This window comes from Bifidobacterium porcinum (genome assembly GCF_055378475.1).
In genome coordinates this window covers 755722-770517 of sequence record NZ_AP029603.1, presented here as the reverse complement: position 1 = coordinate 770517, position 14796 = coordinate 755722, and the positions used below count along the sequence as shown (strand labels likewise).

Sequence of the window (14796 nt, the reverse complement as noted above, 5' to 3'; positions counted from 1 at the left end):
CCTCACGCTATCATGGTCAATCGTGATACTTGACCGACATAACCGCATCAATATTGGAGAGATGAAAGCGCGGCTGGGCGATTTGAAACTCGGCGAACAGTTTCCTGCGGAGGAGATTACCGAATTCATCGACCTCATGCAGGTATATGAAGGCGCGATGTACGAAATCAGCACCAAGCTGGAAATCCTTGACAGCGAATTCCAAGTGCGATTCGCCCACAATCCGATCCATCATATGGAACGGCGATTGAAATCGGTGGATTCCATCCTCGGCAAATTGCAACGCAAATCACTGCCAATCAACACCCGGTCAATCAAAGACAACCTATTCGATGTCGCCGGTATCCGCGTGATTTGCAACTACCGCGATGACGTGTACTCGGTTTCGAACTACCTGTCGGCGCAATCGGATATCCAGGTGCTGCGCGTCAAGGATTACATCAAGAACCCCAAGCAGAATGGCTATCGCAGTCTCCACGTGATTTACGCCGTGCCGGTATTCCTGTCCTCCGGGGCACATTACACGCCGGTCGAAGTGCAGTTCCGCACCATCGCGATGGATTACTGGGCGAGCCTTGAACACCAGTTGCGTTATAAATCCGACCTGCCCGACGCCAAACTCGCCGAACACTCGCAAACCCTGCTCGATTGCGCGCGTAGTCTGCAGAACATCGAAGCGCAAATGCAGGGCATTCACCGCGATATCACCGGGGCCCCGCGTGTTGAGGAGGCTCCGCAGGCCTGACCTCTCGCGTCTTGCGCAGAATCCCGAAACATCTGGTGCACCCCGCTTGCCGACAAGGCGCACCAGATGTTCTTTCCCGGCGCAGAATGTCAATACCATCGTGGGGGCGCCGGACCCCTGGGTCTCAAGGCCTTGAGACCCCAAATATCCTAGAATCCCAGCGCAGGTCTGGTCAGTCCTTGTTCAAAGAAGCGGAATTCATGCTCCGACGAAACGAGCGCCGCATGCATCATATGCTCATATTCGTCAATCGATGCTTCGGCGGCCAGCCGGTCGCAGATCTGCACCTCGCGCAGCGTGCTCTCGGTGAATTCCGGGTCGGAGTACATGCGGATCCACTCGCCGAAGGGATGCGTGTCGACATCAATATGCTTGTTGCGCACCTGCTCGCGCATTTCCTTGCCCATCGCGGCGTACAGCCAGAAACACGGCATGACTACGGCGGCGAGCCGCGCATACGAACCGCTGTCAGCGACCCGATGCTCGTGTCCGATATAGGCTGCCGTCACTTCGGAACGGGAAACCGGCGACGGGTCGAATCCGTGCTTGACGAACCAGTCGTGGTGGAACATCACTTCAGAATCCACGCCGCCGGACGCCGCCTGCGCGAAGAACACCCGCTCGTCCAGCCGGTCGGCGCGCGAGGAGGCAAGGGCGAGCAGCGATGTGTAATCCGTCAGATAGATATCGTCCTGATGCAGGTAGAACGCGAAGTCCTCCAATGACAGCGTGGCGTCCACCATGCTGGTGATGAAGCGCATGCCGTGAATCCGCTCGCGGATCGGCCGCACGCGGTTCCAATAGTCGGCGCTGAACCGCATACCGGTTGGCGCATGCCTCCACGTGAAATCGACAGGACCATGCCCTTTGCCGACATGCAGCCGGTCGGCGGCGGCAATCGCCCCGTTCATCCATGTCTTCGCGCGGCGAGCCGCCTGCTCCCACGTGTCGCATTGCGGGCGCAGCGCCGCGAGCGTGCTCGACAGGGTGTCCCCCGTACCGTGGACGTTGTGGGTGCGCACCGCACGGCCTTCGATACGCGTGGTGCGCACCTCGCCCTGCCCGTCGGACGGTTCGGCGAGGATGTCAGTGCTTGACGCGCCACCGGCGAGCGCGAGCGCACCGCCTTTGGCGTATACGGCGACGCCATAGCGCTTGCATACCTCGTGTGCCATGGATTCCAGCGTGTCGATATCCGCGGCCGGCTGGTCGGCGTCGGCGAGTGCGGCGAGTTCCGGCACATTCGGGGTGATGATGTCCGCCATGGTAATGATGCTGCGCAAGGCGTGTTCGGCTTGCGGGGTGAGCAGGGCATCGCCGGATTTGGCGTACATGACCGGATCGAGCACGACGACCGGTTTGGGCAGGCCTTCGGCGCGGTACCGTGCTTCAAGCGCAGACAACCACCCTTTGACCGCTTCGACGAGTTCCGGGGTGCCCAGCATGCCGATTTTCATTGAGTCGATGACCGCGTCGTCGCTGACGGCGTTCAGCTGGGTGACAAGGAAGTCCGGCTCCATGTTCACGATGCTGGTCACGCCCTGAGTGTTCTGTGCGAGGACGCTGGTCATGGCCGCATACCCGAACACTCCTTGTGCGGTGAACGCTTTCATGTCCGCCATAGTTCCGGCGCCGCCGATCGGGTCTGAGCCTTCGATGGACAGGACTCTCAGCCGGGATGGCGCGTCTGCTGCACGCTCCCCCGCGGCCTCCAATTGCGCGAGCACCGCCATGGCACCGCTGGCATGTGGGGTTTCATTTGATTGCTGGTATTGTGGCTCACTCATGCCGGACATCCCTTCGCTAGTGCTGACTAGATCAGGTTCAACGGGTGTGTTCTCAGCCTGTCGGCACCCCGTGTCACCGGCAATCCACCATAGCCGACCCCACGGTCAATGCCGCCCTGCACACGTCCGCTCGGTTCGGATATGCTGGAATCATGCAAGAGAATGAGAAACGGCACCGTATCGTCGGCAGCTCGTTGTTGCTGCTGACATCCCTGATCTGGGGATTCGCCTTCGTCAGCCAAGTGCAGGGCATGCAATCGGTTTCCCCGATGTTCTTCAATGCGATCCGATTCACTTTGGGCGCTGTGTCGCTGATGCCCGTGCTTGTCGTGATGTCAAGGATTCAGGCGGGGCGCGCGGCAACGCGGCAGTCCCCGAACGCCAGCCGCGGCACACTTGCGGTATGGTCTGCGGTGTGCGGGCTGATTTTGTGGGCCGGCGCCACCTCGCAGCAATACGGGGTCCAATTGAGCATGTCCGCCGGGCATTCCGGATTCGTGACCGCCTTGTATATCGTGCTGGTTCCTGTGCTAGGTTTCCTGTTCCTGCATCGGCGGATCCACATGCTCACCGTACTGGCGATTATTGTGTCGATAGTCGGGTTCTATCTGCTGTGCGTCACCGACTCCATCCGCACCATCAGTGTGGGCGATCTGGTGCTGCTGGCGAGCGCGGTGTTGTATGCCACGCATATTCTCGTCATTGATCGGGTGGGCGGCAGGCTCAATCCGATTGCATTGTCGCTTGGCCAGTATCTGGTGGTATCGCTGCTCAGCTGGGTGTCGACATTGGTGTTGCACCAGGTGGATTGGCAAGGTGCGTTGGCCTGTGCGGGCGCGCTCGCGTACGCGGGCATCATGTCGGTGGGCGTCGCGTATACGCTCCAGGTGGTTGGGCAACGGTATGTTCCGCCTTCGCAGGCGTCGATGATTATGTCGTTGGAATCGTTCTTCTCAGCTGTCGGCGGAGCGCTGATTTTGCATGAGACGATGTCGGGACGCGGATATGTGGGCTGTGCCATGATTTTCCTCGGCACGATTCTCGCCCAGATTGATCCGGAACATCTGATCAGACGATTTTCTCCAGATGATTCCCAGCAAAAGACCATAGAATAATCGCAAGAAAGGAGCAATCATGACCTACGATCAGCAGCCCCAGAATCCTTCACCTCAACACATCCAATACCAGGCCGACGGACAGGGACAGCCGCAGCATGGCCAGCCGACCGCGCAGCCACAGGCCGTCTACTATCAGTCCCCTGCCGGCGCCGGCGCGAGCGCAGGATATGTAGCCCCAGCTTCGGCCATTCCCGCCCAGGTCGCGTCAGTCACCGAACATGCGGAACGGACCTCAATGATCCGTGCCTACGCCGAAATGACTGCCGGTCTCGCGGTAACAGCCGTGGTGGCGGCGCTCACCCAGACCTTTGGACTGCTCAACAGCTTCCTGGCGGCCACCGGCAGTCTAGGATGGATTGGTCTGATGCTCGTGCAGATTGTCATGGCCATCGCCATTGGCAATCGTGCGATGAATCTCAAGGCGGGGGCCGCACGCGTGCTGTTCTACCTATATGCCGCGTTGATGGGCTTCACGTTGAGCTCAATTTTCATGATTTACGATATTGGCTCGATTGGAACGGTTCTTGCGCTGTGCACCGGGTTCTTCTTCGTGTTGACCATGCTGTCGCTGACCATGCGTTCCAGTCTGTTGAAAGCCGGTCCCATTCTTCTGGCAGCGCTCATCACTTTGATTGTCGGCGAATTCTTCATCATGCTCGTCGCTCCGGGTTCGACCGGAATCATGGTGATTTCCGCGATCGGCGTGCTCATCTTCGCCGGGCTGACCATGTACGATGCGCAGAAAACCCGTGTCCTGTTCGCGCAGTATGCCGGACAGCCTGAAGCAATCAAGAGCCTGTCAATCGTATGCGCGTTGAATCTGTATCTTGATTTCGTGAATATGTTCCTGTATCTGCTGCGTCTGTTCGGCAGCCGCGACTAAGGATTGCCGTGCTGTGCGGTGCATACGTCGCACAACACGTATGATGATCGCATTCGGGCCCGGTCCCCTCATCAGGGACCGGGCCCGAATCATAGTCACGTGTGCATGCGTCAGCGCGTCGAGACGAAGGTCGGGAACACCTCGTCGATCACCGCCGCCCCCTTCTCCTGAGCGGACTGCGCATAATCGAAACGCAACGTGAGAATCGATTGCTGGGTGACGATTTCCTTCACATATGTGATGGTGCCGTTCTCCGCATAACTGCACACCATGATGTCGCCGGACAACAGATGGTAGGACACGCTGTGGCCTGAAGCGCAGGCGGAGTATTCGCTCGAAACCGTAGCACCAGTCGTATTCGATGCGCCGGAGACCTTGATGGTCATGCCGATTGAATCGTCGGTGAAGGTTCGTGTCGCGCCGTTATCGGTTTCCTCATGCCAGATGTAGCCGTCGGGGATGGACACCCGGTACCCCATCGCATCATTCGTGTACACGCCCGCCGGAGACGGTGTGGCGGCTGCGGATGGCGATGACGACGAAGCCGATGACGATGCCGATGCCCCAGCCGACGAGGATGCAGGCGCTGAGGCGCTAGCCGTAGCGCTCGCCGTTGGTTGGGTCGCCGATGTGCCATGATGGCGTGTCAGCGCGAACACGATACCCGCGCACACCAACAGCGCAGCAACGACCACGATGATAATCGCGGCGCGCGCCGAGGTCGCGGTTTTGCCTGCTGCTGGCGATTCCGCCGAACGTGCGGCCTTGACACGGCTGCTTGCCGCATTCCGGTTTGTCTGCGGTGCTTCGCCGTTGGGCCGGTAGGCGGGCTGATTCGCGTCGGCGGGGACGGCGACGGTCGCTTCATTGTCGCCGGCGGGCTTCTCGGCGACAGGAAGCTGCCCGGTGGTGTCGGCTTCGTCAGACGGCAACGGCTCTTCCGCGCGCGCCTCTCCCCCGCCGGATTGCTCGAATGCAAACGGGAACTCATTCGTGGACTCGTAGATCGCCGCGGTGTGTTCCGTCATTTCAGCCGGTGGGATATTGTACGGCAACGGGCCGGTTTCCGTACCGATGGCATCGCGATCGATGACCTGGGTCGGTTCGTCGCTGCCAGACTCCTGTGCGTCGGGCGCCTGTGTGTCGTAGTATGAGACATCAGACGACGCGTCGAATGACGGTGCATCGGATGGGGTTTCAACCCGCTCATCCGATGTCAGGGCATCATCCGGTTGCGCGGGTTGCGCGGCTGACACCTGTTCGATTGACGGGTGTTGCGCCGAGACGGGCGAAGAGGATTCCTCATCGTCTGGCGTATGACCGCTGGACGGGGAGATCTTCTTCCAATCCTGCGCGGCTTGTGCGGTTTGCGCGGTTTCTATGGTTGCTGCGGCTTGCGGTTGGGGTTGTTCAGTCGTCCTGGAAGCCTTCGAGCTTTCCACCGCTTCCGGCTGCTCCAGTTGTTCCGTAATTTCCGGTTGTTCCGTGGCTTGCGATTGCTCCAAGACTTCCGCGGTGTCGGGGTTTCCCGCAAGGTCCGGGGTCTGTACGGTTTGTGGCTTTGTGCCCGCCTTACTCTGTGCAGTCGGCTCCTCCCCGCCTTCCGTATTGTCATCGTTCAAGTCCTGAACGGTATTCGGGGTATCACCCGTGCCGGGTATGTCGTTGCCGCCGGAAGCATCGTCTTCATCGGTGTGATTGGTGTGCTCGGCATCTGATACATCGTCGGCCGCGTTGTCAGCCTCGTCTGGGAATTGCGCAACCGGCTGACGGTCGGATTGCTGTTGCGACGACGTTGCGGATTGCCCTTCGGCATTGTCGGTGTTCAGACTCCAGATTCCTTCCGGCAGCGACGGGATTCCCCACGTGTCCGACGCCCAATCGAGCGCGAAATGGTAGTCCTTCTTCGCGGTTTCGGTCTGTGCAGGCTCCGCAGCCGACGTATCGGCTTCCCCTAAGACGGACAACCCCTGCCCCGCGCGGTCTGACGATTGGCCATTTTCGCGTGCATCCCCTTGAGCGTTCCCCGAAGCGACGTCCGAATGCACTCCATCAACCGTTCCGATTGCACTCTGTGCAGCACCCGGACGCGTTTTGGCGTGTGGAATGACCGAATGGGCGGACGCGGCGAGCGCGGCGAGATCAGCCGACCCGTTGATGGCTGCCATCTGCGCCTGCTGGATGTATTCGCGCCGCGAAATCGGGCGCGTAGGTTGTTCCTGGGCGTCATACGACGACGCAGGCTGTATGCGGCGCGGAATCGCCTGCGTCGGTATGTCGGATCCACGAGGGTCCGGACCTTCGAGCGTACCACCGCAATTCATGCAGATATCCCCGTCGTAAAAGACCTCAGAACCGCAATGCGGGCAATATCGTATGACGCTCATCTGCTCAATGTCCCTCCGCAACCATCATCATCAATCGCTTCCAACCCTAGCCCATGCCGTGCCTTTGGACGCCACGGAATCTGAAGTCGGCACAGATTCGCCGCACACCGCCGCGGGCGACCTGGCGAAAGCGGGATTCGGGGGCTCAGCCGCGCATACGGTATTGCTTCCAGATATCAGCCAAGCTGGTGCCGTCACTGCGTTTCCACACGTTGAGCCCTTGGCTGCCGCCGCCTACCGCGCGGGCGGCCGCGGTCGGTGTGGTGTACTCCGTGCCGTTTTCCAGACGCATTGTGCCTTGCGGTGTGATTTCCGCTTTCCACAGTTCGCCTTTGCGTGGCCGTTTCCATTCCAGCTGTTCGCCTGCGGTCAGCAGCCCGGCGCGCAATACCGCGGCGATGGTTACCCGGCGTGAAGTCCTCACTCGCGGTTCGTCAGGTTCATCGGCCACATGCTGATCGGGCTGTGTGGACGCCGGCAGGATTTCCTGATGGTCATACGGAATCCCCCAGTACTGGGCGATGAGCTCGACTGTCTCCTGCTGCCGACCGGCAAGCGTCTGCGGCGTGCAGGTGACGATGTCTTCCAGTTGGCGGGTCAGTGGGAAACGTTTGGACGCGCTCATGGTGAGCATCCGGTCGCGGCGTTCGCGGAAGGATGTCACATGTTCCAATTTCGTGTTGTTCGTTTGGCTCAGCGCCATATTGCCCAGCCGATCCGACCAGTACTCCAAGTCGGCTTGGGTCCAGCCGTCCTCCAACTGGTCTTTACCCGTCGGCTCGGGCATGATCCGCACGGCTTGCAAGCTGCGCGGGCGGACGATGGCGAAACCGTTGCTCTGCACGTTCGCACGGATAAGCAGCAGACGCGGCAACGATGGGTCGTTGGGCATTTCTCCGCGCAAGCGGATCAGCGCGCGGCGGGCAGAAGACTGGTCGATGGTCAGGCCGGGCACGGCGGTCGGCGCCATGCCTTTGTCCAGATCGCGGACGGTTGTCGCGGCACGGCGACGACGGTCGAGTGATGTGGCCCGATTGAGGCAGTCCACTCCCCAGGCGCGTTCGGTCGCCCGCAGGATCTGCAGCAGACGGTCCACGTCGTGCAGTTCGAGCGCGGTCTCGTTGTCGGCACCGCCACGAGGCTTCGCATGTGCTGACGATGGGCGGAACACGACGGCGTCGCTGTCGCCCAGATTGCGAATGGAATGAACCAATGCCCACATCGCGATTGGTTTCCAGTCATCATCCGGATAATCACGCAACGCGACAATCGCCGCAATGACATCCGCGGGCAGTAGCGTATCCGTCGGCCGTTCCAGCACACGCCATGCGCGCACGTACGGCGACAGGATGTCATCGATAAAACCGGGAACCGATGTGTTACCTTTGTCGCCGCCGCTGATGCATGGGTCAAGCACGTCTTGCAGGAACTGGTCGATCAGACGTGAGCATTCCACTTTCCGGGAGACGATTAGATGGAGATCCCTGAAGAAACTCTCGCAGGATACCGGGTCGTCTCCGAGCGGGTCCATAATGTCGTCCCAACGCGCGGCGTACAGGTCACGTCGTGGCTCGTCAATCGCGGCGACGGCCTTGGCTTTGAACACGTCGGACACCGTCAACGGCATGCCGCGCATGTTCATCACGTCGGATACGCGATGGGCGCCTTGCAAATCATCCGTGGAAACGATGACCAGCGTCACCATGTTGACCATGTAGGAGGCCAGCGTACGCCGCTCTTCAGGCTTCATACCGGCTAACGCGTCATAAGCAGCTTGCGCGTTGTCGTGGATGTTGCGCTGCGCGTTCGTTTCCATATCCATATCGCGCAGGTCGAACAGGGATTCGAGATTGCCTTCCTGAACGTAGGATGCGAAGAATGAGGCGTCCCGTTCGCGCAGTGTGAGTCTGGGGGCGGTGTCGATATGCCGTAGCCGGTCGCCCGGATCGATGATGAGATTCGTCAGATCGCGTGAAAGAGCCGGGTCGTCTTCGAGTTCGCGCATGGCGGCGATGATGATGGTCAGGGAGACCAGGCGCTGCTGGCCGTCGATTACCTCGTATGCGTTGCCCTCGTCGTGGACGAGGATGAGCGAACCGAGGAAGTACGGGGGTGTTCGGGGTCTGGGATGCTGAACGGATATCGTCGAGCAGCTGAAGGACGTTGCCCGGGCGCCAGAAATATGCCCGTTGGAATGATGGGATGGACAGACGATAATCCGATGTGAATACTCTGCCCAGCGGCTCTTCCGACGCGCTGATTGCCATGGTGCCTCCCCCTTGCCGCGGCTTGTGCGGCGTTGTCTCTTGTTGCGATTCTACGCCATCCCTCAGGTGGCGGAAAACCGGTGAAAGCGCGACGGGCCGCGACCAGCCGCCATGAGGTGGCAAGGTCGCGGCCCGTCTGGAATCCGTGCGACTCAGGCCCGCTTGCCGGCCATGAGGTTACGCAACACGTATTGCAGAATGCCGCCGTTGCGGTAGTAATCCGCTTCACCGGGGGTGTCGATGCGTACGGTCGCATCGAACTCAACCTTAGTGCCGTCGCCCTTGGTGGCGGTCACGTGGACGGTGTGCGGGATTTCACCGGTGTTGAGCTGGTCGATGCCTTCGATGTCGAAGGTTTCAGTGCCGTTCAATCCCAGTGATTCCGCGGATTCGCCTTCAGGGAACTGCAGTGGAAGCACACCCATGCCGATCAGGTTGGAGCGGTGGATGCGCTCGAAGCTGCGGGTGATGACCGCACGTACACCGAGCATGACCGTGCCTTTGGCAGCCCAGTCACGGGACGAACCGGTGCCGTATTCCTTGCCGGCGAGCACGACGAGCGGCACGCCCGCCTTGCGGTAGTCGAGCGAGGCGTCGAAGATTGTGGACGGCTTGCCGGTCAGGAAATCATACGTGTATCCGCCAGGGGTGACTTCTTCGCCAACGGAAGCGAGCAGCTGGTTGCGCAGGCGGATGTTGCCGAAGGTGCCACGCACCATGACCTCATGATTGCCTCGGCGGGAACCGTAGGAGTTGAAGTTCTTCGGTTCAACGCCGTGCTCGACCAGGTATTTGCCTGCCGGGCTGGACGCCTTGAACGCACCTGCCGGGGAGATGTGGTCGGTGGTCACCGAGTCGCCGAGCAACGCCAGCACGCGGGCGCCGTGGATATCCTCCACCGGGGCAGGCGTGGCGCCCATGCCGTCGAAGAAGGTCTGCCGACGCACATAGGTGGAATCAGGATCCCAGGAGAACAGTTCGCCCTTCGGCACGTCGAGGCCCTGCCAGCGGGAATCGCCATCGAAGACGCTCGCATAATCCTTGACGAACATCTCACGGGAGACGGTCTCGTCGACCACGCGCTGGACGTCCTCGTTGCTCGGCCAGATGTCACGAAGGAACACGTCGTTGCCGTCCGCGTCCTGGCCCAGCGGCTGGGTTTCGAAGTCGAAGTCCATGGTGCCGGCGAGCGCGTAGGCGATCACCAACGGCGGGGAGGCAAGGTAGTTCATCTTGACGTCCGGGCTGATGCGGCCTTCAAAGTTGCGGTTGCCGGACAGCACGGCGGTGACGGTCAGGTCGTTGTCGTTGATGGCCTTGGAGATTTCGGGCAGCAGAGGGCCGGAGTTGCCGATGCAGGTGGCGCAACCGAAGCCGACGAGCTGATAGCCCAGAGCGTCGAGGTCGTCCTGGAGACCGGCTTTCTTGAGGTAATCGGCCACGACTTGGGAGCCTGGGGCGAGGGAGGTCTTGACCCACGGCTTGGGCTTGAGGCCTTTGGCGTGGGCATTGCGCGCGATCAGGCCGGCGGCGATCATGACCGACGGGTTCGATGTGTTGGTGCAGCTGGTGATGGAGGCGATGGCGACATCGCCGTTCTTCACGTCGAAATCGCCACGGAAGTCGGTGCTCACCGGGATCGGCTGCTGCGCGGTCTTGTCGGTTTCGTACGCAGGCAGCGTGTCTTCGAAGGTCTGCTTCGCGGTGGCGAGGGTGATGCGGTCTTGCGGGCGCTTCGGGCCGGCGATGCTCGGTACGACAGTACCCAGGTCGAGTTCCATGTATTCCGAATACTGCGGCTCGACATACTGCGGATCCTTGGTGTCGCCCCACAGGCGGTTCGCCTTCGCGTAGGCTTTGACGAGTTCGACCTGTTCCTCGCTGCGGCCAGTCAAACGCAGATAGTCAAGCGTCACGTCATCGATCGGGAAGATACCGCAGGTGGAGCCGAATTCGGGGCTCATATTGCCGATGGTCGCACGGTTGGCGAGCGGAACGGAGGCGACGCCCTCACCGTAGAATTCAACGAACTTGCCGACCACGCCGTGCTCGCGGAGCATGTCGGTGATGGTGAGTACCACGTCGGTCGCGGTGACGCCTTCGGGGATGGAGCCGGTGAGCTTGAACCCGACCACGCGCGGCACGAGCATGGAGATGGGCTGGCCGAGCATCGCGGCTTCGGCTTCGATGCCGCCGACGCCCCAGCCGAGTACGCCGAGGCCGTTGACAGTGGTGGTGTGCGAATCCGTGCCTACGCAGGAGTCGAGATAGGCGAGCTTGCGGCCGTCGCCAAGACCGGAATCCTTGCTCATGACGACTTTGGCGAGGTATTCGATGTTCACCTGGTGGATGATGCCGGTCCCCGGCGGCACCACGCGGAAGTTCCTGAACGCCTGCTGGCCCCAGCGCAGGAACTGGTAGCGTTCCCCGTTGCGCTGGTATTCGATATCCATGTTCTGCTGCAGCGCGTCGGCAACGCCGTACTTGTCAATCTGCACGGAGTGGTCGATGATCATGTCGGCAGGCACCTGCGGGTTGATGACCTCGGGGTCGCCGCCCAGTTCCTTGACCGCGTCACGCATGGTGGCCAGATCGACGATGCAGGGCACACCGGTGAAATCCTGCATGACCACGCGCGACGGGGTGAACTGGATTTCATGGCTCGGCTCAGCCTGCGGATCCCAGTCGAGCAGCGCCTTGACATGCTCGTCGGTGATGTTTTTGCCGTCGATGTTGCGCACGAGGTTCTCGACAAGCACCTTGAGCGAGTATGGCAGATGCTCGATACCGGGCAGATCCGCGATGTTGACGTAGTCGAATGTGGTGTCGCCCACGGTCAGCGTGGACAGTTGACTGTCTTTGAATGACATGCTACCTCCGAGCCGGCGAATGCCAGATGGTTGAATTCGGTATGGATGCCGATTGATGTTATTCCTGTATTGTATCGTGATGTGGTTTCAGCTCTGGCGTGTCTGCCTGTTATGTGAGACAATGCGCGCGAGCAGGCGGCTCGCCAGTTGGCAGAGCATGAATATCGCAACGGATGCGAGCAGCGCGACGAGAAGCACAACCAGCGCGCTCCCCTGCGGCAGATGCAGCGCAAAGAAGTCGGCGACCGGCGGGATGCACAGGCCGATGACCCCTGCGGCCGCGAAGACCGCGACAAGAACCCCTCGCCAGGAAGCCAGTGGCCTTGCCACAAGGGCGAGCACCAGCACTCCGAGCGTGAAGACGATCATCGCGCAGCAGGAACGTTGCAATGCGAGGTCCGCCGGTACGGACAGGTTCCATCCAAGCACGCCGGGCATCGCAGCTTCGGCGATCAACACGGACAACCCCACCGCGATGCCGCCGGGCAGCGCGAAGCGCACGACACGCCCCAAAAATCCGGGGATGTAACGTCTCGTATTGGGGGCGAGCGCGAGAATGAACGCGGGCATGCCGATGGTCAGGGCGCCGATATACGAGATATGCCGCGGCAGGTACGGGAAAGGCATCGCCAGCAGGACGACGCCGAGGGAGATGAGCACGGAGTAGACGGTTTTGGTAAGGAACAGGCTCGCGACCCGCTCCATATTGGCCATGACCTGGCGGCCGCGTGCCACGACGTCAGGCAGGTGGGAGAATTTCGAGTCGACCAGTACGAGTTCGGCGACCGCCTTCGTGGCGGGCGCGGCATTGCCCATCGCGACCCCGAGATCGGCTTCTTTGAGCGCCAACGTGTCGTTGACGCCGTCGCCGGTCATCGCGACCACATGCCGTGAGGCGTGCAGCGCCTTGACGATGGCCTGCTTTTGTTCAGGCAGCACGCGACCGACCACGTCAATGCCTTCCAGCGCGCGAGACAGTTCGTCGATGTCCTGAGGCAGGTCGTGAGCGTCAACGGCTACCGGCTCACGCTCACCGGTCAGTTTCACCTTCGCGGCAATCGCACGCACGGTAGTCGGGTTGTCGCCGGAGATGACGCGGCAACGCACCCCTTGGTCGCGGAACCAGCGCAAGGTCGCCTCGGCGTCCGTCCTAATACGTTCACTACACAGCAGCAGGGCAGCCGGCCAAGCATCAGACGGCAGAACCGGGTTGTCCGCGAACATGGTGGGACTCTGGCCTTGTACAAGTTGCGCGCGAGCGATCAGGAGCACACGATGGCCTTGAGCGGCTTCGGTTTGGACGCGTTGGAGCACCGGGGCGAACAGCGCTTCTGTTGCCGACGCGTCTCTGCCCGCCTGCCGTGCGGCGTCAGCGAACCCGCGCGCGAGGACTTCCGGCGCACCCATAACCCATACGCTGCGGTCGTCGCGCACGATAGCGCTCCACTTGCGGGCGGACGAGAAGGGTACGCGCGCGGCGACCGTCCCCTGGTGCACGCCTTGTGCGGCGAACAGTTCCATGGCCGCCCGGCCGGTGGCGTTCGGATTCTCCTCGTTGCACAGGTCGTAGGTGGCTTGCACGGCGTCATCATGACCCAGACCCGCATGCCCCCAATCGTCGGCCGTTGCGGGAACCAGCGCGTCGGCCTCGATGCCCCCGTCGGTGATGGTCCCGGTCTTGTCCAGATTCAGGCAGTCCACGCGGGCGAGCGTTTCCACGGATTCGAGATCCTGCACGAGCGTGTTGTGCCGTGCCAGACGCATGGCTGCGATGGCGAAGTTGAGCGAAGTGAGCAATACCAAGCCTTCGGGAATCATGCCAACGACGCCAGCCACCGCCGAGACGACCGCCTGACGCCATGCCCCGGTTGCGATCGCATTGCCGAGCCCGCCGACCGTATGCAACTGCGACCAGATCAGCAGGATGCACAACGGCACCACCACGAAGGACATGACCCGCAGAATCGTATTGATACCACGACTCAGATCGGACAGGTTATGTTTGTAGACTTTCGCCTGCGCGGTGAGCCCCGCCGCGTAGCTGTGCTCGCCGACCGCCTCGACTTGCGCGAGCGCCATGCCGGAGACCGCGGTGGACCCGGAATAGATAGCATCGCCTTCCTTCTTGCGCACCGTACGGGATTCGCCGGTGAGCATGGACTCGTCAAGCTCAAGCCCCCACGTGTGCAGAATCTTGGCATCGGCCGGCACCTGCTCCCCCGCGCGGACCCACACCAAATCCCCCAGCACGATATCCGCCGGTGCGATCTCGAGATCCTTGCCGCCACGACGGACAAGCACCGGCGAGGCGACCAGGATCGACAGGCGGTCGAGCGTCACCTTCGCCCGTAATTCGGTGACGATGCCGATGCCGGTGTTGATGATGATGACCAGCCCGAACACCGCGTCCTTCCACGACCCGGTGAGCAGCACGACCACCATCGCGGTGAGGATAATCGCGTTGAACAGGGTGAACACGTTCGCGCGGATGATCGAGCCCACCGAGCGGGACGTACTCTCGTCCGTACGGTTGGTCTGGCCTTGTTCCACACGGGTCTGCACGGCCTCATCATCCAGACCATGCTCGTCCACGTGCGGCATGCCCGTGCCGGCTGTCTTCCCCTGGGTCACCGCCATACCGGCCTCCTTCATATCCGCCGAATCCGCGTCTGACGCATGTCCGGCGCTTCGATATCACCGCGTTCATCCCACGATAGCAGCGCGACACGCCGCATATCA

General features: G+C 61.3%; 7 protein-coding genes, 1 pseudogene and 1 riboswitch. Of the genes and pseudogenes, 3 read left to right on the top strand and 5 right to left on the bottom strand.

Features of this window, described 5'->3' with window-relative positions; all coding sequences use genetic code 11:
• The first annotated feature begins 61 nt into the window (after positions 1-61).
• On the top strand, positions 62-745 hold the full coding sequence (locus ACZ41G_RS02830) for a GTP pyrophosphokinase (RefSeq protein WP_015450243.1): 684 nt from the start codon (positions 62-64) through the stop codon (positions 743-745).
• Between the two features lie 149 nt (positions 746-894).
• On the opposite strand, the gene ACZ41G_RS02825 is transcribed toward ACZ41G_RS02830, so the two are convergent.
• Positions 895-2532, bottom strand: coding sequence for a bifunctional hydroxymethylpyrimidine kinase/phosphomethylpyrimidine kinase (locus tag ACZ41G_RS02825; protein WP_464145832.1), 1638 nt, complete (start codon positions 2530-2532; stop codon positions 895-897).
• Positions 2524-2613, bottom strand: a riboswitch (TPP riboswitch). Its footprint overlaps the gene before it by 9 nt.
• Positions 2614-2684: 71 nt before the next feature.
• Here ACZ41G_RS02825 and ACZ41G_RS02820 point away from each other — a divergent pair.
• Together ACZ41G_RS02820 and ACZ41G_RS02815 are read left to right on the top strand one after the other, a co-directional pair.
• Positions 2685-3647 carry a DMT family transporter gene (locus tag ACZ41G_RS02820; RefSeq protein ID WP_464145830.1) on the top strand — a complete coding sequence of 321 codons (963 nt, stop codon included), beginning with the start codon at positions 2685-2687 and terminating at the stop codon, positions 3645-3647.
• A gap of 19 nt (positions 3648-3666) precedes the next feature.
• Positions 3667-4533, top strand: coding sequence for a Bax inhibitor-1/YccA family protein (locus ACZ41G_RS02815; RefSeq protein WP_464145828.1), 867 nt, complete (start codon positions 3667-3669; stop codon positions 4531-4533).
• A 110-nt stretch (positions 4534-4643) separates the two neighbouring features.
• Here ACZ41G_RS02815 and ACZ41G_RS02810 read toward each other — a convergent pair whose 3' ends face one another.
• The 4 genes and pseudogenes from ACZ41G_RS02810 to ACZ41G_RS02795 all read right to left on the bottom strand — a co-directional run bounded on the left by ACZ41G_RS02810 (position 4644) and on the right by ACZ41G_RS02795 (position 14694).
• A complete protein-coding gene (locus ACZ41G_RS02810) occupies positions 4644-6920 on the bottom strand; it encodes a hypothetical protein (RefSeq protein WP_464145826.1) in 2277 nt (758 codons plus the stop codon).
• A gap of 145 nt (positions 6921-7065) precedes the next feature.
• Positions 7066-9187, bottom strand: a pseudogene (locus ACZ41G_RS02805) (GmrSD restriction endonuclease domain-containing protein).
• A gap of 152 nt (positions 9188-9339) precedes the next feature.
• Positions 9340-12057: an aconitate hydratase AcnA gene (gene acnA / locus ACZ41G_RS02800; RefSeq protein WP_464145824.1), complete on the bottom strand. Its 2718-nt coding sequence runs from the start codon at positions 12055-12057 to the stop codon at positions 9340-9342.
• 87 nt (positions 12058-12144) lie between these two features.
• A complete protein-coding gene (locus ACZ41G_RS02795) occupies positions 12145-14694 on the bottom strand; it encodes an HAD-IC family P-type ATPase (RefSeq protein ID WP_464145822.1) in 2550 nt (849 codons plus the stop codon).
• Between the last annotated feature and the right edge of the window lie 102 nt (positions 14695-14796).

What these genes read in the sequence shown, in the direction of transcription:
- ACZ41G_RS02830 (WP_015450243.1), top strand. Translation starts at nt 62, where the DNA reads ATGAAAGCGCGGCTGGGCGATTTGAAACTCGGCGAACAGTTTCCTGCG.
- ACZ41G_RS02825 (WP_464145832.1), bottom strand. Translation starts at nt 2,532, where the DNA reads ATGAGTGAGCCACAATACCAGCAATCAAATGAAACCCCACATGCCAGC.
- ACZ41G_RS02820 (WP_464145830.1), top strand. Translation starts at nt 2,685, where the DNA reads ATGCAAGAGAATGAGAAACGGCACCGTATCGTCGGCAGCTCGTTGTTG.
- ACZ41G_RS02815 (WP_464145828.1), top strand. Translation starts at nt 3,667, where the DNA reads ATGACCTACGATCAGCAGCCCCAGAATCCTTCACCTCAACACATCCAA.
- ACZ41G_RS02810 (WP_464145826.1), bottom strand. Translation starts at nt 6,920, where the DNA reads ATGAGCGTCATACGATATTGCCCGCATTGCGGTTCTGAGGTCTTTTAC.
- acnA (WP_464145824.1), bottom strand. Translation starts at nt 12,057, where the DNA reads ATGTCATTCAAAGACAGTCAACTGTCCACGCTGACCGTGGGCGACACC.
- ACZ41G_RS02795 (WP_464145822.1), bottom strand. Translation starts at nt 14,694, where the DNA reads ATGGCGGTGACCCAGGGGAAGACAGCCGGCACGGGCATGCCGCACGTG.